At 58.3% G+C, this 19,532-nt stretch carries 20 protein-coding genes; 11 read left to right on the forward strand and 9 right to left on the reverse strand.

The annotated features are described in order from the left end of the window. Positions 1-10: 10 nt before the first annotated feature. The 5 genes from FS804_RS15985 to FS804_RS16005 form a co-directional block, all read right to left on the reverse strand. Positions 11-796: a ThuA domain-containing protein gene (locus FS804_RS15985; RefSeq protein ID WP_144577679.1), complete on the reverse strand. Its 786-nt coding sequence runs from the start codon at positions 794-796 to the stop codon at positions 11-13. 55 nt (positions 797-851) lie between these two features. Continuing rightward, complete coding sequence (locus tag FS804_RS15990) at positions 852-1,880, reverse strand: ABC transporter ATP-binding protein (RefSeq protein ID WP_144577680.1); 1,029 nt, start codon at positions 1,878-1,880, stop codon at positions 852-854. Between the two features lie 10 nt (positions 1,881-1,890). Continuing rightward, a complete protein-coding gene (locus FS804_RS15995) occupies positions 1,891-2,724 on the reverse strand; it encodes a carbohydrate ABC transporter permease (protein ID WP_063950065.1) in 834 nt (277 codons plus the stop codon). Continuing rightward, positions 2,721-3,695 (reverse strand): carbohydrate ABC transporter permease, encoded by a 975-nt coding sequence (locus FS804_RS16000; protein ID WP_144577682.1) that lies wholly within the window; start codon positions 3,693-3,695, stop codon positions 2,721-2,723. Before FS804_RS16000 ends, FS804_RS15995 begins: the two co-directional genes overlap by 4 nt. Positions 3,696-3,758: 63 nt before the next feature. Beyond that, entirely contained in the window at positions 3,759-5,024 is a 1,266-nt protein-coding gene (locus tag FS804_RS16005) for an ABC transporter substrate-binding protein (RefSeq protein ID WP_063950063.1), read from the reverse strand. A gap of 267 nt (positions 5,025-5,291) precedes the next feature. Here FS804_RS16005 and FS804_RS16010 point away from each other — a divergent pair, with 267 nt between their 5' ends. The 3 genes from FS804_RS16010 (at position 5,292) to FS804_RS16020 (ending at position 7,071) form a co-directional block, all read left to right on the forward strand. After that, a complete protein-coding gene (locus tag FS804_RS16010) occupies positions 5,292-6,305 on the forward strand; it encodes a substrate-binding domain-containing protein (protein ID WP_144577684.1) in 1,014 nt (337 codons plus the stop codon). Between the two features lie 175 nt (positions 6,306-6,480). After that, the gene (locus FS804_RS16015) at positions 6,481-6,678 is read left to right on the forward strand and encodes a hypothetical protein (protein ID WP_144577686.1); all 198 of its coding nucleotides are present in this window, start codon (positions 6,481-6,483) and stop codon (positions 6,676-6,678) included. A 219-nt stretch (positions 6,679-6,897) separates the two neighbouring features. Next, complete coding sequence (locus FS804_RS16020; RefSeq protein ID WP_077224914.1) at positions 6,898-7,071, forward strand: hypothetical protein; 174 nt, start codon at positions 6,898-6,900, stop codon at positions 7,069-7,071. Here the strand turns inward: FS804_RS16020 and FS804_RS16025 are convergent. Beyond that, entirely contained in the window at positions 7,061-7,642 is a 582-nt protein-coding gene (locus FS804_RS16025; protein WP_063950060.1) for a DNA-3-methyladenine glycosylase, read from the reverse strand. The two genes, FS804_RS16020 and FS804_RS16025, sit on opposite strands and share 11 nt — an antisense overlap. A 94-nt stretch (positions 7,643-7,736) precedes the next feature. Here FS804_RS16025 and FS804_RS16030 point away from each other — a divergent pair, with 94 nt between their 5' ends. The 4 genes from FS804_RS16030 (at position 7,737) to FS804_RS16045 (ending at position 10,917) form a co-directional block, all read left to right on the forward strand. Then, positions 7,737-8,102 carry a hypothetical protein gene (locus FS804_RS16030; RefSeq protein WP_077224913.1) on the forward strand — a complete coding sequence of 122 codons (366 nt, stop codon included), beginning with the start codon at positions 7,737-7,739 and terminating at the stop codon, positions 8,100-8,102. 2 nt (positions 8,103-8,104) lie between these two features. Next, complete coding sequence (locus FS804_RS16035; protein WP_371417885.1) at positions 8,105-8,878, forward strand: SDR family oxidoreductase; 774 nt, start codon at positions 8,105-8,107, stop codon at positions 8,876-8,878. A 247-nt stretch (positions 8,879-9,125) separates the two neighbouring features. Continuing rightward, the gene (locus FS804_RS16040) at positions 9,126-10,112 is read left to right on the forward strand and encodes a murein L,D-transpeptidase family protein (protein ID WP_144577688.1); all 987 of its coding nucleotides are present in this window, start codon (positions 9,126-9,128) and stop codon (positions 10,110-10,112) included. A gap of 19 nt (positions 10,113-10,131) precedes the next feature. Continuing rightward, on the forward strand, positions 10,132-10,917 hold the full coding sequence (locus tag FS804_RS16045; RefSeq protein WP_063950057.1) for a L,D-transpeptidase: 786 nt from the start codon (positions 10,132-10,134) through the stop codon (positions 10,915-10,917). An 87-nt stretch (positions 10,918-11,004) separates the two neighbouring features. Here FS804_RS16045 and FS804_RS16050 read toward each other — a convergent pair whose 3' ends face one another. Both FS804_RS16050 and FS804_RS16055 read right to left on the reverse strand, forming a co-directional pair. Then, on the reverse strand, positions 11,005-12,819 hold the full coding sequence (locus FS804_RS16050; protein ID WP_144577690.1) for a methyl-accepting chemotaxis protein: 1,815 nt from the start codon (positions 12,817-12,819) through the stop codon (positions 11,005-11,007). Between the two features lie 142 nt (positions 12,820-12,961). Next, positions 12,962-14,296: an aspartate aminotransferase family protein gene (locus FS804_RS16055; RefSeq protein WP_144577692.1), complete on the reverse strand. Its 1,335-nt coding sequence runs from the start codon at positions 14,294-14,296 to the stop codon at positions 12,962-12,964. Positions 14,297-14,440: 144 nt separating this feature from the next. On the opposite strand from FS804_RS16055, the gene FS804_RS16060 reads away from it, so the two are divergent. From FS804_RS16060 to FS804_RS16075, 4 genes are all read left to right on the forward strand, one after another. Next, positions 14,441-14,989 (forward strand): cupin domain-containing protein, encoded by a 549-nt coding sequence (locus FS804_RS16060; protein WP_003500658.1) that lies wholly within the window; start codon positions 14,441-14,443, stop codon positions 14,987-14,989. A gap of 620 nt (positions 14,990-15,609) precedes the next feature. Continuing rightward, positions 15,610-16,290, forward strand: coding sequence for a sugar transferase (locus FS804_RS16065; protein WP_063950054.1), 681 nt, complete (start codon positions 15,610-15,612; stop codon positions 16,288-16,290). Between the two features lie 182 nt (positions 16,291-16,472). Next, positions 16,473-17,741, forward strand: coding sequence for a polysaccharide biosynthesis/export family protein (locus FS804_RS16070; RefSeq protein WP_063950053.1), 1,269 nt, complete (start codon positions 16,473-16,475; stop codon positions 17,739-17,741). Positions 17,742-17,748: 7 nt separating this feature from the next. Next, entirely contained in the window at positions 17,749-19,017 is a 1,269-nt protein-coding gene (locus tag FS804_RS16075) for an O-antigen ligase (RefSeq protein ID WP_144577695.1), read from the forward strand. Here FS804_RS16075 and FS804_RS16080 read toward each other — a convergent pair. After that, positions 19,014-19,508, reverse strand: a complete 495-nt coding sequence (locus tag FS804_RS16080) for a hypothetical protein (RefSeq protein WP_144577696.1) — start codon at positions 19,506-19,508, stop codon at positions 19,014-19,016. The two genes, FS804_RS16075 and FS804_RS16080, sit on opposite strands and share 4 nt — an antisense overlap. Positions 19,509-19,532 lie beyond the last annotated feature (24 nt).

Raw genomic sequence — 19,532 nt, forward strand, 5'->3', positions numbered from 1 at the left:
CTCCAAGCCCTTATCTATAACCTGCTTCGCCCGCCTTGTGCAGCTTCGGACCGCGTTCTTCGATCAGCTCCAGCGCCTGATCGACGGGGACGTTGGGAGCGGTGTGAATGCTCTTTAGGGCGCCGGCCGGGTTATAGGCCCATTTGACCGAGTTGCTGATGACCTTCCGGACGTTGGCGTCATGGTAGGTCGGATAGGTTTCATGCCCAGGACGGAAATAGAAAATGTTGCCCGCCCCACGCCGCCAGGTCAGACCGGAACGGAAGACCTCGCCGCCCTGGAACCAAGAGATAAAGACGGTTTCCAATGGTTCCGGTACCGAGAACTGCTCGCCATACATTTCTTCGTTCTCAAGCTCGAAATGTTCAGGCAGACCAGCGGCAATCGGGTGGCGCGGATTGATCGTCCACAGGCGCTCGCGTTCACCTGCCTCACGCCATTTCAGCGCGCAGGGCGTGCCCATCAGCCGCTTGAAGGGCTTGGAGAAGTGGCCGGAATGCAGGACGATGAGACCCATGCCTTCCCAGACCCGCTTGGCAACGCGCTCGACGATCTCATCCTGTACGGCGCCATGGTCCTTGTGGCCCCACCAGACCAGAACGTCGGTGTTGTCGAGACGCTCCTGCGAAAGCCCGTGTTCCGGCTCTTGCAGTGTGGCGGTGGTGGCGTTGATCTCCGCGTCCTGGTTCAGAGCGTCGGCAATCGTGTTGTGCATGCCGTTTGGATAGATCGAACGCACCGTCTCATTGATGTGTTCGTGGATATTTTCGCCCCATACAACGGTGTTGATGGCCATTCTCATGCTCCTTGGTGAAAGCCGGCTCCTTGGGTTGACCGGCAAAAGTGAAATATCAGGCAGCACCCCGGGCGGGGTTGCGGGAAAGCGCCCTGCCTTCAGCGTCAAAACGGTGGATTTGCGCCGCATCCGGCACAATAGTGATGCGTTCGCCTGCCTTTCGGCCTGTCACGCCCTCTTCGCGAACGACGACCGGCTCGCCAGAGCCGATCTCGACATAGATGTAGCTGTCAGATCCCAACATCTCCGAATGAACGATCTCGCCATTCCAACCGTTCCCGTCCGTTGTGATGGTAATATGTTCAGGGCGGATGCCGATGGTTTTTGCGCCCTCGGTTTCGGCATATTTGCCTGCCAGAAAGTTCATCTTCGGCGAGCCGATGAAGCCCGCGACGAAGGTGTTGACGGGGCTCTCGTAAAGCTCGAGCGGCGTGCCGATCTGCTCGACACGGCCATCGCGCAACACGCAGATGCGGTCGGCGAGCGTCATGGCCTCCACCTGATCATGCGTGACATAGATCATCGTCGTATCATGCATTTCGCGGTGCAGCTTGGCGATCTCCAGGCGGGTTGCGACGCGCAGCGCTGCATCGAGGTTGGAGAGCGGTTCATCGAAGAGGAAGACCTTGGGATCGCGCACGATGGCGCGGCCGATGGCGACACGCTGACGCTGGCCGCCGGAGAGCTGCTTTGGCAGACGCTCCAGATAAGGCGTGAGTTGCAGCATCTCGGCCGCCGCCTCCACACGCTTGCGCCGCTGCTCCTTGTCTGCACCGGATAGTTTCATGCCGAAGGCCATGTTTTCGAACACGGTCATATGCGGATAAAGTGCGTAGGACTGGAAGACCATGGCGACGCCGCGCTTGGCGGGTGGCAGACGGTTCACGGTTTCGCCGTCGAAGGACAGCGTACCGCCGGTGATTTCTTCCAGCCCGCAAATGAGGCGCAGAAGGGTGGACTTGCCGCAGCCGGAGGGGCCGACAAAGACCATGAACTCGCCGGAGCGAATATCCATGTCGATGCCCTTGATGACATCGAAGGCGCCGAAGGACTTGCGAAGATCGCGCAGTTGAATGGTGGTCATGAAATTTCTCCTAGCCTTTGACGCCGCCGGCCGTGAGGCCGGAGATGATGCGTCGCTGGAAGATCAGAACGAGGACAACGAGCGGAGCGGTGACGATGACGGACGCGGCCATAATCGTTCCCCACGGGATTTCGAACTGCGAGCCGCCAGACAGAAGGGCAATGGCGACGGGCACGGTGCGCTGCTCGTTCGATGAGGTGAAGGTGAGCGCGAAGAGGAATTCGTTCCACGCCGCAATGAAGGCGAGAAGCCCTGTCGTAACGAGTGCGGGCCACATCAGTGGCATGAAGACCTGGGTGATGATGACCCATGGTGTCGCGCCATCCACGATCGCCGCTTCCTCGATCTCGATCGGCAGGTCGCGCATGAAGGTTGTCAACACCCAGACCGTGAAAGGCAGGGTGAAGATCATGTAGGAAAAGATCAGCGCGAGCGGCGTGTTGAAGATGCCGGCCCAGCGGATCAATTCGAACAAGCCGGCGAGAACGGCGATCTGCGGGAACATCGAAACCGACAGGATGGTGAGGAGAAGCAGCGCGCGGCCGCGGAAGCGGACACGAGCCAGCGCATAGGATGCCGTAACCGCCAGAAACAGCGACAGGATGACCACGGACGACGCAACCAGCAACGAATTGCCGAGATTGCGCAGGAAGGTGCCATTGCCGATGACGAAGTTGTAGTTGGTAAGCGAAAATTCGCGCGGCCAGTAATTGACCTGGAACAGGGCTGAACCGGATTTAAGACTGGTCAGGATGGCGTAATAGAAGGGGAATACCGAGATCACCATGATAACGGCGACCAGCGCATAAAAAGCGGTGGTTTTCAGGATGTTTGGCATTGTCATCGCTGGGCTCCATCCGTGTTAACGCGCCCGAGCCACATATAGATGACCGTGATCGAGGCGATGATGAGGAACAGCATGGTGGAGGCGGCCGCGCCATAGGCGAACTTGTCGAAATCGAACAGGTTCTCGCGTGCGAGCACGGACATCGTGCGCGTTTGGGCGTTATTCGGCGTCAGGATGTAGATCAGGTCGAACACGCGCATTGCATCCAGCATGCGGAAAATCACGGCGACCATCAGCGCCGGACGGATCATTGGCAGGGTGACACGGAAGAACACCTTGACGGGATGAATCCCATCCACCTTCGCTGCCTCATACATATCCTTCGGCACCATCTGAAGACCGGCGAGAATGAGAAGCGCCATGAAGGGCGTGGTCTTCCAGATGTCGACGATCAAGACGGCGACCATCGCGGTTTCGGGATTGGCCGTCCAGGCGATCTTGTTGGAGATCAGCCCCAGATTGAGGAACAGGTCATTCAATATGCCGAACTGGTCGTTCAGCATCCATGCCCACATTTGCGCGGAGACAATGGTGGGGATCGCCCAGGGAACGAGAATGGCTGCACGCACGAGACCGCGGCCCTTGAATTCCGCGTTCAGCACCAATGCGACGATTAGTCCGAGCACCGTTTCGAGGCTGACGGAGACGACAGTGAATTTCAGCGTATTGAGAACCGCACCCCACCAGGCGGGGTCTGCAAGCAGGCCGCGATAGATCGTGCGGCCGCTGCTGAGCGTGATCCAGGTGAGGTAGTTTTTGAGGCCGACAAATTGCGCGCCTTCGAGAGCGGTCAGCGACGCATCGGTAAGACTGAACCAGACGGTGCGCACCAGCGGCCAACCGGCCACCAGCGCCAGAACCAGAAATGTGGGGGCCAGAAACAGCCAGGCGGATTTCAGTCGTTCCGACTGCAGGTCGGAGCCGGTGCCGGAAGCCGCGACCGGCCTTTGAAGGGCGATGTCGTTCATGAAGATATCTCGCGGTTTGGGCACGGGAGATGATCAGGCGTGACCGCCTCCCGTGCGGGCGGGTTACCAGCCGTTGCCTTTGAGATCGGTCAGTTCGACCTCGAGAAGCTCGAGATTTTCCGCCGCCGTACCGTTGCCGGAGAGCGTGTTGTGCACGGCGCCCCAGAACTTGGCCGAAACCTCATTGTATTTTACCTTGGCGGAGGCGGAAGGGCGGGGAACAGCGGTCTCGAAGATCGGCTTCCACGTGGGCATGAAGGGCTGCGCCGCCGCAACATCCTTGTCGTCGTAGAGCGAGGCGATCGTCGGCATGTTGGAAAGCTGCACGGCGCGCATCTTCTGGGTGTCCTTGGACGCCATGAATTTGACCAGCTGGATGGCCGCTTCCTGGTTGGCAGAGTATTTCGAGACCGCGAGATTCCAGCCGCCGAGCGTCGAGGCCGGTGCTTCGCCTTCTGCACCAGCCGGCAGCGGGGTGACGCCGAACTTGCCCTTGATGGCGCTATCGTCGCCATTGCCAAGCGCGTAGGCGTATGGCCAGTTGCGCATGAAGACGGAATTGCCGGTCTGCCAGACGCCGCGCGCTTCCTCTTCCTTGTAGGCAAGCACGCCCTGGGGCGCGATGGTGCCGACCCAGCCTTTGGCGGTTTCGATGGCCGCGGCGGCCTTTTCATTGTTGACGGAGATATCGCCATTTGTTTCTACGATATGCCCGCCGCCGGCTGAGGCGATCCATTCCAGCGCGTTGCAGGTCAGACCCTCATAGGCGCTGCCCTGGAAAACAAAACCCCAGAGGTCCTTCTGGCCGGCCGCGCGCTCCTTCTCCTGAATTTCCTTGGCGGTTTCGCTGAGTTCCTTCCAGGTCTTCGGTGGCTGCTTGCCGTATTTTTCAAGAAGGTCCTTGCGATAGAACAGTGCCGGCGCGTCGGTAAACATCGGCATGGCAACGAGTTTGCCGTCCACCGTCTGAGAGGCGACGATCGAGGGGAAATGATCTCCGATGACATCCTTGGTCGCTGCCGTCAGATCCACGAACTGGTCTGCCAATTGCGGCGCCCAGATAACGTCCGTCTGGTAGACGTCGACGTCCTTGTTGCCGGCGGCAAGCCAAAGCCGGTACTGGCTGAATTGTTCGCTCGAAGAAGAAGGCATGGTCACTAGATTGACCTTGTGCCCGCTTTCTTTTTCGAAGGCAGCAATCCGTTCGCGGAAAAATGCGACGTTCTTTCCGGTGGAATTCGCAGCGATGGAAATCTCCGCCGCCTGCACCGAAACAGCAGCGGAAAGTACGCTGCCGCACAGGAACAAAGTCTTGATTGAAATATTCATTGTCAAACTCCTCCGTTGACGCTCCCGATTGTCCTCAAAATTGAAAGCGCTTTTGACTAGCGCGAGGCTCTCAAAAGCCGAGCAATCTGTCAATACTCTTTCTAGCGCACTGGAAATCGGGCGATTTCGTTCGCGATTTTCGATGTTTGCCTTTCAGGGAGATCAACTGTAAGGTTTCAGATGGAGGAAAATTGAAATCGTTTTCAATTTTTGTCGGCTTGAAAAATCCGCGGCGGCGACGCATGCAGGGGCAAATTGGCAAAAAATATGAAGCTCAAGGAATTTGCAGAAAAGGTCGGGCTCTCGCCGACCACAGTCAGCCGCGCGCTTGGCGGTTACCCCGAGGTGCGCGAGGAGACGCGGCAGCGGGTGATGGATGCTGCCTTGAAATACGGCTATCGGCCGAATGCAAACGCCGTGAGGCTGGCGACGGGCAGGGCAGGCGCGATTGGGGTCGTGATGGGCCGGTCGGGTGGCGGGCATTTCTTTTCCGAATTCATGGGCGGCATGGCGACGCGGCTCGAACGGGAAGAGACTGATATTCTTGTCAGCGTCACCGTAGACAATAATCTTGATGAGGAGCTGGCGATCTTCAGCCGGCTTGCCGCGAGCGGCCGCGTGGACGGTATCATCGTGCATTCACCGCGCCCTGACGATGAACGTATTGCACTGCTGAACCGCTTGGGTATTCCCTTCATCGTTCACGGACGCTCGAGGACAGCGTTCGAACATGCCTGGCTCGATATCGACAACCACGATGTCACCTACCGCCCGACGATCCATTTTCTGGAACGTGGACATCGAACCATCGCTTTGATCAACGGTCCCGTTGGCCGCACATTCGTGCAGGACCGCGAGCGAGGCTTTCGCGAAGCACTGGCAACCCACGGGATAACGCCGGAGCCGCGTTTCATGATGAATGAGCATTTCAGCGAGGAAACGGCGTTTCGTTTCGCCCGCTCGCTTCTCGAGCAGACACCGCGCCCCACGGCCTTCGTTGCCGGTGCAATGATGACGGCTCAGGGCGTCTACCGCGCCGCAACGCAGATGGGGCTCACCATCGGCAAGGATGTCTCCGTCATCGCTCACGACGATGTTTTTCCGTACCTGACGCCGGAGAGCATGATGCCGCCCCTTTCCACCACGCGCTCGCCGATGCGCATGGCGGGGATGCGGGTAACGGACCTGCTGTTGCAGATTATAGGCGGTCGTCCGGTGCAGGAGGTCCAGGAACTCTGGCCGGTCGAGTTGATCCTGCGGGAATCGGTCGGCCCCGTCTGAGCTTGTCAGCATAGAATGCTGATTCCATTCCATTTTGTGAACATCGTGTGATGGCTGTTCGTCTTTGGCCGTCTATACGGCTGCCCCATCTTCTGTATAATCGGAAATGCAGCGGGCTTGATGGAACAGGACCCGTGCCGGCGCGTTGAGGGGACGTGTTGAGGGAGGATGATAGATGTTTGAATTTCTAAAACCGCAACAGCAGCCCGTCATCGATGACGTTGAAGCAACCGGGACTTATGCGGACGCATTTCTCAACGTTTCGAGCCCGGAACTGACAGTTTCTACAGCGCGGGAACATGGGCACGAAGCCCATTCCAGAGATTATTGCGATGATCGCAATGTCTCCCGCAGCGCGCTTGGCTTCGCCTGAGCAAAGTCAGAAACTTCCCTATCACACGGAACGGAGCTGTCGTTCCGACGTTTCCTGTTAGACCCCTGGGCGGCGCAACAGAACCCAAGGGACCTTACCGGCATGTGACCGGTGGGCAAATTGGAGGTTGTGCCGCCCGATTGGAGATGGCAACTGCCGCCTCCCGAAAACCAAACCGCAATTCGCTTCAAGGGGAATTGCGTTTGTCAGGAGACCGCGATGACCACCATTCCCGTTGAGCCCTATCCGGATCAGCCAGTGCCGGTACCGCCGCAGCCGGACATTCCTCCGGTCAAGGAGCCCGAGCCGGACAGGCTGCCGGATGAGTTGCCCAATCCAAATCCTGACGAAAATGACGATCCGCCGAAGGTGTTTTCGTCTGTCACCCGGTGACATCGTCAAATTTCTTGCTGACGAAGGCAGAGCCCCTAAGGCCAAAGCGCCAAGGATAGTCGACTGCGCGGCTGATGCCGATGCGTCTGCCACTTGAGACCGCGGCGGCTTCCTTCGCGAGGCGCAGCAAAAACGGTGGCGCTTGAAGTGGCATCCCGTCCATATCCCCCGTAATCGCCAATGCCTGGCAAAGTCTGCCGGGGCCCGAACAGAGGAGCTTGAGCTTGTCTGTTCCGCGCCTGACTTTCATCATTTCCATACCCGCTGTTGGCTCGATGGCACGCAGAAGCACCGCAGATCCGGGGGCGCATACGAAGTTGGCGCACCAATGGATGCCGTAGGAGCGATACACATAGAGATGCCCAGCCGGGCCGAACATTGCCTTGTTTCGCGGTGTTTGACCGTTAAAGCTGTGCGAGGCCGGGTCATCCGGGTGATAGGCTTCCGTTTCAACGATCATGCCGCCGACATTGCCGACGCGAAACTCTGCGCCGACGAGGTCGCGCGCCACTTCTACGGCATCGCGCTCAAAAAAACGCTCCTGCAATTCCGCACCGAAGGCATCATTCATCGGGAACCCCTGCCGCCCTGAATTGTTTTGAAATCATATATTTATCGTTTCCAGCATCGACTTTCGTTGCTGATCGCCAACCGGAGGGCACTTCATGCAACTATCCACGACCCATGTAAAACGCAATAACGGCGCCACCTCCGTCGAGTTCGTCGGTAGCGATGGCGATCATGTGTCCGTGCGTCTTGCCGATGGTCTGCATGATATCGATGACGTGGAAGCGATGCGGCGCGCAAGTGCATTGCTGGTTCAGCTTACGGCTTTCGGAACGCGTCACGGAACGGACGCTCCCTCTCAGTTCTCCGCGTTGAGCACTGTACAGGGCGAGGCCCCAGAAGCTCAGGAAAGCGCGTGCGAAGCGAAAGATCGCGGGATTGTGGAGGAAGGAGCCAGTCTCCCAGTGGGCAAGCCAGCGTCGGCAACCGTCACGTCCATCGCATCGGCAAAGGGAGGATATTGATCGTGGCTGACCGCAAAGTTGCTCTCGTCACAGGTGCCGGCTCCGGGATCGGGCGCGCCGCCGCCATTCAACTATCTGCCGCGGGGTTTGCGCTCGGCCTTCTCGGGCGCACCGAAAGTGAGCTGCAGGATGTCGCGGCGGAGATGGGGGACGCGCCCGCCAAAATACTCGTCGCTGATGTGTCCGATGAGGAGGCGATGCGGGTTGCTATCGAATCGCTGGCTGGAGAGTTCGGCCGAATAGACGTCGTCGTCGCCAATGCGGGTGTGAACGGTGTCTGGGCGCCGATCGATGAATTGAAGCCTTCCGAATGGGACGATACGATCCGCATCAATCTGCGCGGCACTTACCTGACGATCCATGCCAGCGTGCCGCATCTGAAGGCCGCAGGCGGAGGCTCGATCATCATCGTCTCATCCATCAATGGTACGCGCACGTTCACATCGCCGGGGGCAACTGCATATTCCGTCACCAAGGCCGGGCAGGTGGCCATGACGCAGCAACTGGCGCTGGAGCTTGGGCGACACCGGATACGCGTCAATGCCGTATGTCCGGGTGCTATCAAGACCTCGATCGACGAAAATACCGATATCCGCGCCCGCGAAAAGACCGAGGTGCCGGTCCGCTTCCCGGAAGGGGACATTCCGGTGACGGGTGGTGTCGCGGGGACGAGCGAGGATGTTGCCGACCTGATCGAATTTCTGGCGTCCGATGCATCGCGCCATATTACCGGCACGCCGGTCTGGATCGATGGCGGGCAGGGTCTCCTGAGGTGACCCCGGCCGCTGCTTGCGCCTTTGGAAGCTACCCTCACGGCCTTGTGTGCCCATGATTAACGAATGGGTAACGTCTCTTCACGAGACTTTGTCCATTGCGAGGTTGCCGTGTTGTGGCCACCTTCGGTAGTTAAGCCTCTGCCGCAAAGGCGGGCAAATCAGGCGGGTAGAGAGATCCATGAGCATCCAGACGTTGCTGACTTTCGCAGCTGCGGGGTTACGGCAAAAGGTGAGGGCGGGAGCACGAATGGCTGCGGTCGTTGCGATCGGAGGCAGCCTTGCCGCATGCACCTCGATGGGACTCGATAGCGTCAAAAAAGATCCGCCTAAGCTGTCGTCAAAAATGATGGCGCAGATGTCGGCCAAGAGCATGCGCCCGGAAAGCCCTGTCCTCGTTCGCATTTTCAAGCAGGAAAGCGAACTCGAAGTTTGGAAGGTGGACAAGACGGGCAACTATGCGCTGCTGAAGACCTACCCCATGTGCCGCTGGTCCGGCAAACTTGGCCCCAAGACGAAAACCGGCGACCGGCAGGCACCTGAAGGTTTCTATCATGTTTCCGCGGGCATGCTCAATCCGAACTCCCAATACTACGTCTCGTTTAACCTGGGTTACCCGAACCGGCTGGAAGCGGGCCTCGGCTACACGGGCGAGGCTTTGATGGTCCACGGCGCCTGCTCCTCTTCCGGCTGCTACGCCATGACGGACAGCCAAGTAGGCGAGATTTACGCCATCGTGGCGCGGGCGCTTCAGGGCGGCCAGGATCGCTTCCAGGTTCAGGCCTACCCCTTCCGCATGACGGCACGGAACATGGTGGCGCATCGGGACGACCCAAATATGTCTTTCTGGAAGACGCTCAAAGAGGGCTACGACTATTTCGAGGTCACGCGCCGCCAGCCCAAGGTGTCCGTATGCGGACGCCGTTATGTCTTTAACAGCGAATTTGCGGGAGGTGAGCCTGCCGATCCGCTCGCTGCCTGCCCACCTGTCGTCAATCAGCCGGAGCCGGAAGTGGCCTCGAAACTGGCGCTGGAGCAACAAAAACTTGCCGCCGCGATGAGCGAGGGAACTTCCGCCCCCCTCAGCGCGTATGTAGACGGCGGCATGCATCCAAGCTTCCGGGCAATCTTGAAATCCAATGGCGCCAAAGCCATGGCGTCTCAGGTTTCCGGCACAAAGTACCCAATCAGCCGCCCCGAGGCGGCGCTGGCAGACCCCTTTGCCAGCGTGAGATGACGTTAATGAGGTTTTTCAATTGAACGAAACGACGACGACCCGGCGGGGCTTCCTGCTTGGAGCCGGTGGATTGGCCCTTGCCGGCCTTGCCGGTTGCAACACCACGGCGCGCGAAGTAGCAAAGCCTGCTGCTCCCGCCGATGATCCCATGTATGCGCTGATGTATGGTCCAAAGCCGGATGAGCAGTTTCCTCTTCCGGAAATCCCCTACAAGCGCATTCCACGACAGTTTCTGCGCCAGATGGTTGCAAACCCGACAGGCGAGCGTCCCGGCGTGATCGTTGTCGATACCGCCAACCACTTCCTTTACCTGACCTATGAAAACGGACAGGCGATGCGATACGGCGTTGGTCTTGGTCGTGCCGGCTTTGAATGGTCCGGCCGCGGCGTGATCCAGTACAAGCGCGAATGGCCCCGCTGGACCCCGCCGGATGAGATGGTTGCACGCCAGCCGGAGCTCGAACCCTATAGCAGCCGCAACGGCGGTATGGAGCCGGGGCTGAAGAACCCGCTCGGCGCGCGTGCGCTTTATATTTTCAAGGATGGCAAGGATACGATCTACCGCCTGCACGGCTCGCCCGAATGGTGGACCATCGGCAAGTCGGTGTCATCGGGCTGCGTCCGCCTGCTGAACCAGGATATCGTCGATCTCTACAACCGCGTTCCCGCCGGCACGCCGATTGTCGTGACATCTCTCGGCCCGGCCCAGCAGGGCGTTCCAATCGGCCAGGAAGGCGTGCCCGTGGCGCAGTACGGTAACGGCGTCATCGGCGACGGGTTGTCGCAGCCGGTACAGGCTTATTGATCTTCAGAACGTCAACTCACGGCGCGGATACGCCGTGAGTTGCGCCCGGTATCGGATAGCGAAAAGTCTGCCATGTTGCTTTCGCTATTAAGCGACCCGGCGGGCTCGGGTATTGTCCTTTTCCATTTCCAGACGGAAGCGAGACACTAGGGAGCGCAGCTTCGCCGTTTCAGCCGCGAGCGTCGCTGAAGCAGCTGTGGACTGTTCGACCATAGCCGCATTCTGCTGCGTCGCGTGGTCCATCGAATTCACCGCCGCGTTGATTTCCGCAAGACCGGTCGTTTGCTCGCTGGCCGATGTAGCGATGGCGTTCATGTGGCGGTCAATGCCCGCGATGCGCTCACCGATATCCTTCAGGGCGGTGCCGGTATTGAGAACGAGCTTCACGCCGTTTTCAACCTCGGCCGAGGACTGGCGGATATGGTCACGGATTTCGTTTGCAGCCTTTGCCGACCGCTGGGCGAGATCGCGCACTTCTTGCGCGACGACCGCAAAACCCTTGCCGCTCTCGCCAGCGCGGGCGGCTTCCACCCCCGCGTTCAACGCCAGTAGATTGGTTTGGAAAGCGATTTCATCGATAACGGAAATGATGCCGGTTATCTGCTGAGACGAGGCTTCGATGCGCCGCATTGCTTCTTCGGCATGGCTTACCACTTCGACCGATTTCAGCGCGCTCTCATTGGCGTCGGTTGCAGCCAGGCGCGCCTCGATGGCGCGTTTGTTGGCGTTCGAGACGTTGACGGTGATCTCATCCAGCGCAGCCGCAGTCTGCTCGAGGGAAGCCGCCTGACTTTCCGTGCGGCGCGAAAGATCGCCGGCGCCGGCTGCAATTTCGCGGCTGCTACCGTCTATCGTGCCGACGCCATTTGATATGGCGGTAAGTGTTTCCGCCAGTTGCCTGACAGAGCTGTTGAAATCATGGCGCAGCGCCTCGAACTGCGGCGCGAAGGCGTCATCGAGCTGAAACGCCAGATCTCCCGAAGCCAGCCGTTTCAAGCCAGCCGCAAGACCGGACGTAGCGATACGCAGTCTTTCCGAGGCGTCTTCTTCAGCCTGCCGGCGGGCGGCTTCCTGATCAGCTTCCGCCTGTAGACGCGCTGCTGCAGCCTGTTCCTCGAGGGCGCGATTTGTGATCGCCGACTGCCGGAAGATTTCGACCGCACCGGACATTGAGCCAATCTCATCCTTGCGATCAATGCCGGACGGCGGCTGTGACGTATCGCCGCCCGCCAGGCTCTCCATGTTCTTTGCCAATTGCAGGATCGGACGGATAACCGATTTGCGGGTGAGAAGGAAAAGCGCGCCACAGAACATGGCTGCAGCGACCAAAAGCCCTTTCAGGACGAGATCGATCGTCGCCTTTGTCTTTTCGCTTTTGGCCGAGGCGGCGTCGGAAAGAGCCTGAATCTGGTCGCCTGCGGTTTCCATCGCTTTTTCCAGCGCGGAGAATTGCCGCATGAATTCGGGCACCAGTTTGATGGCCCCTTCCTGATCGGTACCTGCGAGCGCCACGACTGCATCGGCTGCATCCATATAAGCGAGAAGCGGTTTTTCGACGCTGTCGATAACGGCTTTGACATCGGTGCCTGATGATAACGACTTATTGGCTTCGATCGCCTCGCGGAAGCTGGCTTCATGCTCGTCAAGATCGGCCTTGACGTCCTTGAGGTCGAGATTCATCCGGGCATCGGAGGAAAGGATGGCGGCAAGTACATCAGAGCGCAGCGCGTCATGCATCATGTCTGCCTGCATGTGGTTGCGCAGGACATCGGCGGAAAGGCCGACATATTCGCTGTTACTGTTCAGCTTAGCCGCTGACCATATGCCGATACCGGCGGCGCTGCCGGTGATGGAGAATATTGCAATGCTCGCCAATATGATTTTGCTTTGAATCGAAGCCATAAGGGTGTTCCCACGCAGTTGTTATACTGCAAGACGATAATAGAATATGTTTAATGAATGCTCTATTTGTTCCAGGCTTGATGGTAGTCAAAAAAGGCTGCAAAATATATTGCAGCCTTTTCTTTATTAGTGATCAGTAATTTCACTGCGCCCGTTTGAGCGCTTCACCCAAGATGGAGACGATATCGTCGAAATGGGATTTTTCGGCGATGAGCGGCGGCGACAGAGCGATGATGTCGCCGGTCACGCGGATCAGCAGGCCACGCTCGAAGCAATCCACAAAGACATCATAGGCGCGCGCGCCCGCAGCACCGTCACGTGGCTGCAACTCGATGCCGGCGATGAAGCCGATGGTGCGAATGTCGATCACATTGGGCAGGTCCTTCAGCGAGTGGATGGCGTCGTGCCAGGCATCCTGCAGTTCGGCAGCGCGGGTGAAGAGACCTTCGTCGCGATAGATATCAAGTGTGGCGATGCCGGCGGCGCAGGCCACCGGGTGACCGGAGTAGGTGTAGCCATGGAAAAGCTCGATCTGGTTTTCCGGCCCATGCATCAAGGCGTCATGCACCTTGCGGCTGGTAAAGACCGCACCCATCGGGATCGCGCCATTGGTCAGGCCTTTGGCCGTGGTGACGATATCGGGGGTAACGCCGAAATAGTTCGTGGCGAAGGTCGAGCCCATGCGGCCGAAACCGGTAATGACTTCATCGAAAATCAGAAGGATGCCGTGCTTGTCGCAGATGGCCCGCAGGCGTTCGAGGTAACCCTTCGGTGGCACAAGCACGCCGGTCGAGCCGGCCACGGGCTCAACGATGCAGGCAGCGATCGTTTCGGCCCCATGCAGGGCGACCAACCGTTCCAGATCGTCCGCAAGCTCTGCGCCGTGCTCGGGTTGACCTTTGACGAAGCTGTTCTTCGCGAGATCGTGGGTGTGTCGCAGATGGTCGGCGGGGATTTGCGGGAAGACGCGACGGTTGTTAACGAGGCCACCCACCGAGATGCCGCCAAAACCAACGCCGTGGTAACCGCGCTCCCGACCAATGAGACGCGTCCGCGTGCCCTGTCCGATAGCGCGCTGATAGGCGATGGCGATCTTCAGGGCTGTATCGACGGATTCCGATCCAGAGCCGGTGTAGAAGACACGGTCCAGTTTCGCCCCTTCCGGCCCGGGCGCGATTTCCGCCAGCCGTTCGGCAAATTCAAAGGCGATCGGGTGGCCCATCTGGAAAGAAGGCGCATAATCCATCGTCGAAAGCTGGTGCTTGACCGCGGACGCTATCTGGTGGCGACCGTGGCCGGCATTGACGCACCACAGACCAGCGGTGCCGTCCAGAACCTGACGGCCGTCGTTGCTGGTGTAATACATGCCTTCGGCGCTGGTCAGCAGGCGAGGATTTGCCTTGAACTGCCGGTTGGCAGTGAACGGCATCCAGTAGCTGTCGAGAGAGGTGGAATTGGATCGGCTCGGGTTGTCCATGATAGTCTCCTGTTCGTGGCCGCGATTGAAAGCTATTTTGGCGACGGAACAAGCCCTTTTCTATTCGTGCCCAAGCTATTGATATTGCTCTTCGCCTGAAGGCATGTTTTCGATATTTCGAACAAGGGCAACGGGAGAGCAGGCATGTCGGTGGATATCGGTGGACGTTTGCGTCATTTGAGGCTTCGCCACAATATCTCCCAGAGGGAGCTCGCAAGACGCGCCGGGGTCACAAATTCAACCATTTCGCTGATCGAATCCAACACCTCCAACCCATCTGTCGGAGCGTTGAAGCGCATCCTAGATGGAATACCGATCGGCCTTGCCGAGTTTTTCGCCTTCGAGCCCGAAACAAGCCGCAAGGCGTTCTACCGGGCGGATGAGCTCGTCGAAATCGGCAAGGGTCCGATTTCCTTCCGGCAGGTGGGTGACAATGTCTTCGGCCGAAGCCTGCAAATACTGAAGGAATGTTATCAGCCCGGCGCCGATACCGGCAAGGTGCCTTTGGTTCATGATGGCGAAGAGGGCGGTATCATCCTCTCCGGGCGGCTGGAGGTGACTGTCGACGAGGAAAGGCGCGTGCTCGGGCCAGGCGATGCCTATTATTTCGAAAGCCGAAGGCCTCACCGCTTTCGCTGTGTCGGTCCGGTTCCATGCGAAGTCATCAGCGCGTGCACGCCTCCGACCTTCTGATTCCCGCGGACTTTTGCCCCAAAATCTGCGAATGGCAGGCCGCGAGGCCCCGCCGCGGTAAAAAAAGCGCCTTGAGCTATGCGATTAGCGCGCGGCTGCTATGAGGAAACCGCGGTATTTCGCCACGGTTTTGCCGCGTTTGCTGCGCTTTAGCGATTTTTCCATCGCTTTTTCTTGTTCAAAGCACGGTATCGTACAAAAAACAGCGCGACGATATGTCAAATTTTATATGCATTGCCACAATCTTGCTGCGGCGCAAAAAAATTTAATAGTTCACCAGATCCTTGGCTGTTCTTATCGTTTCTGTCCCGTCGCGCCAAGTCATAAGAAACACATAAGAACAGACCGCTGACCGCACAAAATCCAATACATGTTCAGGCGACACCCATGCTCTGAACACATGGCCGTCGACACATTTGTTTCTTTTTTATGCAACCGTTAATATTGCCCGAACGTTGATCGGCCGCTTGCGCAAGAAATCGCATAGACGGTGATGGCCAATGTGCCTTACAAAAAATCCATTAGCATCAAATTCCGAACACACACTTGTTATCTCCTTAAGACGGAAAGACGCGCCTCCGGGCACCGACCAATCGCAAAACATAAATGGAGTTCTCTCTATGAAGTCCGCGACCCAATCGGCTGAACAGACACTCAGCAGCTCCGAAGATTTCGATGTCAGTTTCCCTATCGGAGGCATCGCAAAACGCAGCTTCGATGTGACGTCTGCTGCACTTGCGCTGCTTATCTTCAGCCCGATATTCCTGTTGATCGCAGTGCTGGTGAAATTGTCTGATCCTGGCCCGATCTTTTATGGCCACCGTCGTGTGGGCCATAATGGCCGTTATTTCCATTGCCTGAAATTCAGGACGATGGCGATGAACGGTGATGAGATCCTGCGGCAATATCTTGCCGCCAATCCGGAAGCCGCCGAGGAATGGCGTGCGACCCGAAAACTCAAGAACGATCCGCGCGTCACGGCCGTCGGTGCCGTTCTGCGCAAGCTCTCGCTCGACGAACTGCCGCAGCTCCTGAACATCATTCGTGGGGAAATGAGTGTCGTCGGTCCGCGTCCTGTCGTGGATGAGGAACTCAGCTACTACGAAAATGCTGCCGCCTATTACCTGAGCACCCGTCCGGGTCTCACCGGCCTGTGGCAGATCAGCGGCCGCAACGACGTGTCCTACAAGACCCGCGTCGCCTTCGATACGCAGTATGTACAGAACTGGTCCATGCGCCAGGATGTGTTCATTATCGTCAAGACGATCCCCGCCGTGTGCCTGTCACGCGGAAGCTACTGAATACCGATATTGAGTTCGGCTTTATCGATCTTCGTTTCGACGCGCACCCTGACCGGGATCCCAAGTCCGGTCCTTGGGTGCGTTATTGGTGCTAATCGTATCGGCCGCTTTTGCGGCGCGGCCCGCGGGTCGCGCGACGGCCTGATCGCCGGTAAGGCGATCCGCTAACAGGGAGTTTCCCGATGAACGGCTTTTCTGCCGCCCGCCGCCCCGCCCATCGCTCGTTTGTGGCTCTCCTTCTCGCGGCCTCCGTTGCCTTTTCCGCGCCGCTTTCCGCCTCGGCTGCGGACGGCGCCCAATATAAACTCGGCACCGCCGACAAGCTGCGCATCCGTGTCGCTGAATGGCAACCGGCGGATGGCAGTATCCGGAACTGGGATGTGATCAACGGTGATTATTCCGTTGGACCATCCGGCTCACTGTCGTTGCCCTTCATCGGTCAGCTCGACGTCGCAGGCAAAACGCCGTCCGAGGTCAGCGAAGAGATCGGCGCCCAGCTTCAAAGCAAGTTTGCCCTGCGCAACCTGCCTTCCGCCTCCGTCGAGATCGCGCAGTTCCGGCCGATCTTTTTGAGCGGTGACGTGCAGACGCCGGGTGAGTACCCCTATGCCCCCAATATCACCGTTCTCAAGGCTGTCAGCCTGGCTGGCGGGTTGCGACGGTCCGATGCGGGGCAGCGCTTTGCACGCGACTTCATCAATGCGCGCGGTGATGCCGCCGTTTATGACAACCAGCGGGCAAGGTTGCTGGCGCGTCAGGCGCGCTTGATTGCCGAGGTCAAGGGCGATCAGTCGATCACCAAGACGCCGGAGATGGAGAAAATTGCCGAGATCGATACTCTCCTTGCCAGCGAAAGCGCACTGATGAAGTCTCGAACCGAGCGTTACACCCTGCAGCTCAAGGCCCTGACCGACCTGCATGCGCTGTTGCAGAGTGAGGTCGAATCCCTGAAGAAAAAATCCGAAACCCAGAACCGCCAGCTTCAGCTTGCCAACGAGGACCGCGATCGCGTCAACCGGCTGAACGAGCAGGGATTGGCACTGTCGCAGCGCCGTATTTCCGCGGAAGAGCGCGCGGCCGAGGTCGAATCCACGCTGCTTGATATCGACACGCAGTCGCTGCGCGCCAAGCAGGATATCAACAAGGCGACTCAGGATGAGATCAACCTGCGCAATGACTGGGTGGCGCAGCGCTCCAAGGAATTGCAGGACACGGAAGCCGAACTCGACAAGCTCAATCTGCAGCTCACCACCAGCCGGGAATTGATGTCGGAGGCGCTCGCGCAGTCGGCAGAAGCGATCCGTTTCGACCCGTCGGGCAAGTCCGCCACCATCTCTTACGTCGTCGTCCGTGAGGAAAACGGCACGCCGAAAGAGCTGAAAGTGGATGAAAACGCCTTACTTCAGCCCGGGGATGTCATCAAGGTTTCGTCTGAAATCCTGATGCAGTGAGGTCTTCATGCGGATTGCCAAATCGGCCCTGATCGACCCTGAACGCAACGAGATCTACGGAATGGCGGCCATCGCGCTGTCATTCTTCGTTTTCGCTTATTCGTCGCGCTTCGGAATGGTTTCGGTTCTGGCCTATTATGGCCTGTGGCTGCCGCTTGTGCTCGTAGATTACCGGCGGGTGCTTGGCAATTATCCGCGCTACTTATGGATATTCGCTTTCGGCATCCTCACCGTCCTGTCGAGCTTCTGGTCAGAGGCGGTCTCCGTGACCATGCGCGCTTCAATCCAATATATGACGCATATCGTCTGCGCGCTCATCGCCATGCGGGTAATTTCCATACGGACGATGACACGGGGTGCGCTCATCGGCATCGCCCTTGTGCTGCTTTATTCGCTTCTCTTCGGCATCTATCTCTTCGATGCGCTTGACGGCACCTATAGTTTCGTTGGTGCTTTCTCCTCTAAGAACCAGCTCGGCTTTTATGCGTCGCTTGGCGTCATCTTCGCCGCATCCTCCGTGTTGGTTCTGAAGCAGCGAGGCATTTGGTTGCCGATTGCCGGAGTTGCGGGCCTGTTGTCTGCCTATAGTTTGGTGGCGTCGCAGTCTGCGACATCAGCCATCACCACGGCGGCTGTGGTCGCCCTCATCGTCGGTTTCATTCCGATGGGCATGCTGTCCCCTGCCAACCGCAAGATCACGTTTTTTGCGCTCGGCGGTCTCGGCGCTCTCTTGGCTGTGGCGTCCCTGCAGTTTGGCCTGCTAGACGCGATCCTCGGCATATTCGGCAAGGATTCGACGCTGACCGGCCGCACCTATCTATGGCAGCAGGGTATCGAGGCGGCAAAACAGAATCCCATTCTGGGTGTCGGGTATCAGGGTTTCTGGGTGGTGGGTTTTGCGGATGCAGAACGGCTTTGGAATGATTTCTTCATCACCGGCCGCAGCGGTTTCCATTTCCATAATACCTATATCGAAACGGTCGTCGAAAACGGCTTCGTCGGCATGGTTTTGCTCGCGATCGTGCTCTACGGAACCCTGCTCGGGCATCTTCGCTCGGTTCTGATGCGCAGGAGCGATCCGCAGGGCCTCATCCTGTTTGCGATCTGCGCACTGTTTGTCGTCCGGTCATTCGTCGAGATCGACATCATCTTCCCGTACCAGATAGGCTCATTCCTGCTCTATTTCGCGGCGGGCAAGCTGTGTCTTCCGGCAAGGGCAGCGCGGGGTAGCGAGCTTCATCCGGCGATCGGCATGCGACTACAGACAAAAGCCTAGAGATAATCCGCTGAGACATGCGGGCTGGCGTGGATGAAACTCCACATGTCCTTACTGACCGCAACGATGTCGGCAATGGATTTTTCGAGGTGCTCGATTTCCTTCTCGTCCATCTTTTCTACCTTGCCGTAGCGCACCTGTCTGTCATCTTCCACCAACCGCATCAGCTGCGTGCTGGCGATTTCGCCTTTCTCGTCGAACGAATAAATGCAGTGATTATATTTGTTGCGCGTTTTCGCTTCCTTCTTCAGGCGTGCCATGATGGACAGGATCGTCTTGCGATCCTTTGCATCGGAGGTGGGAAGCTTTGCCAGTCGCTCAATCAGGTCCATGCGCGCGCGCGTGGTATTGAGGGTGAGGAACACGACGATGGCGGCCTCCTTGTCCACTTTCAGGAGATGGACGATCAGATAGATCATCAGGCTTTCGGTGTTGGTCCACACGTAATTCAACCTGCCGACCAGCAGCAATACGTCCGACATTACCGCCATTTTGCTTCTCCCGAGCCCGGCACC

Source organism: Agrobacterium sp. DE0009, from assembly GCF_007680755.1.
Taxonomy (GTDB): domain Bacteria; phylum Pseudomonadota; class Alphaproteobacteria; order Rhizobiales; family Rhizobiaceae; genus Agrobacterium; species Agrobacterium tumefaciens_B.

Bases quoted from the DNA above. Each gene is read 5' to 3' on its own strand.
- FS804_RS16055 (WP_144577692.1), bottom strand. From the start codon at position 14,296: ATGGACAACCCGAGCCGATCCAATTCCACCTCTCTCGACAGCTACTGG.
- FS804_RS16040 (WP_144577688.1), top strand. From the start codon at position 9,126: ATGGCTGCGGTCGTTGCGATCGGAGGCAGCCTTGCCGCATGCACCTCG.
- FS804_RS16050 (WP_144577690.1), bottom strand. From the start codon at position 12,819: ATGGCTTCGATTCAAAGCAAAATCATATTGGCGAGCATTGCAATATTC.
- FS804_RS16015 (WP_144577686.1), top strand. From the start codon at position 6,481: ATGTTTGAATTTCTAAAACCGCAACAGCAGCCCGTCATCGATGACGTT.
- FS804_RS16025 (WP_063950060.1), bottom strand. From the start codon at position 7,642: ATGAATGATGCCTTCGGTGCGGAATTGCAGGAGCGTTTTTTTGAGCGC.
- FS804_RS16000 (WP_144577682.1), bottom strand. From the start codon at position 3,695: ATGAACGACATCGCCCTTCAAAGGCCGGTCGCGGCTTCCGGCACCGGC.
- FS804_RS16070 (WP_063950053.1), top strand. From the start codon at position 16,473: ATGAACGGCTTTTCTGCCGCCCGCCGCCCCGCCCATCGCTCGTTTGTG.
- FS804_RS16080 (WP_144577696.1), bottom strand. From the start codon at position 19,508: ATGGCGGTAATGTCGGACGTATTGCTGCTGGTCGGCAGGTTGAATTAC.
- FS804_RS15985 (WP_144577679.1), bottom strand. From the start codon at position 796: ATGGCCATCAACACCGTTGTATGGGGCGAAAATATCCACGAACACATC.
- FS804_RS16005 (WP_063950063.1), bottom strand. From the start codon at position 5,024: ATGAATATTTCAATCAAGACTTTGTTCCTGTGCGGCAGCGTACTTTCC.
- FS804_RS15995 (WP_063950065.1), bottom strand. From the start codon at position 2,724: ATGACAATGCCAAACATCCTGAAAACCACCGCTTTTTATGCGCTGGTC.
- FS804_RS16075 (WP_144577695.1), top strand. From the start codon at position 17,749: ATGCGGATTGCCAAATCGGCCCTGATCGACCCTGAACGCAACGAGATC.
- FS804_RS16010 (WP_144577684.1), top strand. From the start codon at position 5,292: ATGAAGCTCAAGGAATTTGCAGAAAAGGTCGGGCTCTCGCCGACCACA.
- FS804_RS16030 (WP_077224913.1), top strand. From the start codon at position 7,737: ATGCAACTATCCACGACCCATGTAAAACGCAATAACGGCGCCACCTCC.
- FS804_RS15990 (WP_144577680.1), bottom strand. From the start codon at position 1,880: ATGACCACCATTCAACTGCGCGATCTTCGCAAGTCCTTCGGCGCCTTC.
- FS804_RS16020 (WP_077224914.1), top strand. From the start codon at position 6,898: ATGACCACCATTCCCGTTGAGCCCTATCCGGATCAGCCAGTGCCGGTA.
- FS804_RS16060 (WP_003500658.1), top strand. From the start codon at position 14,441: ATGTCGGTGGATATCGGTGGACGTTTGCGTCATTTGAGGCTTCGCCAC.
- FS804_RS16065 (WP_063950054.1), top strand. From the start codon at position 15,610: ATGAAGTCCGCGACCCAATCGGCTGAACAGACACTCAGCAGCTCCGAA.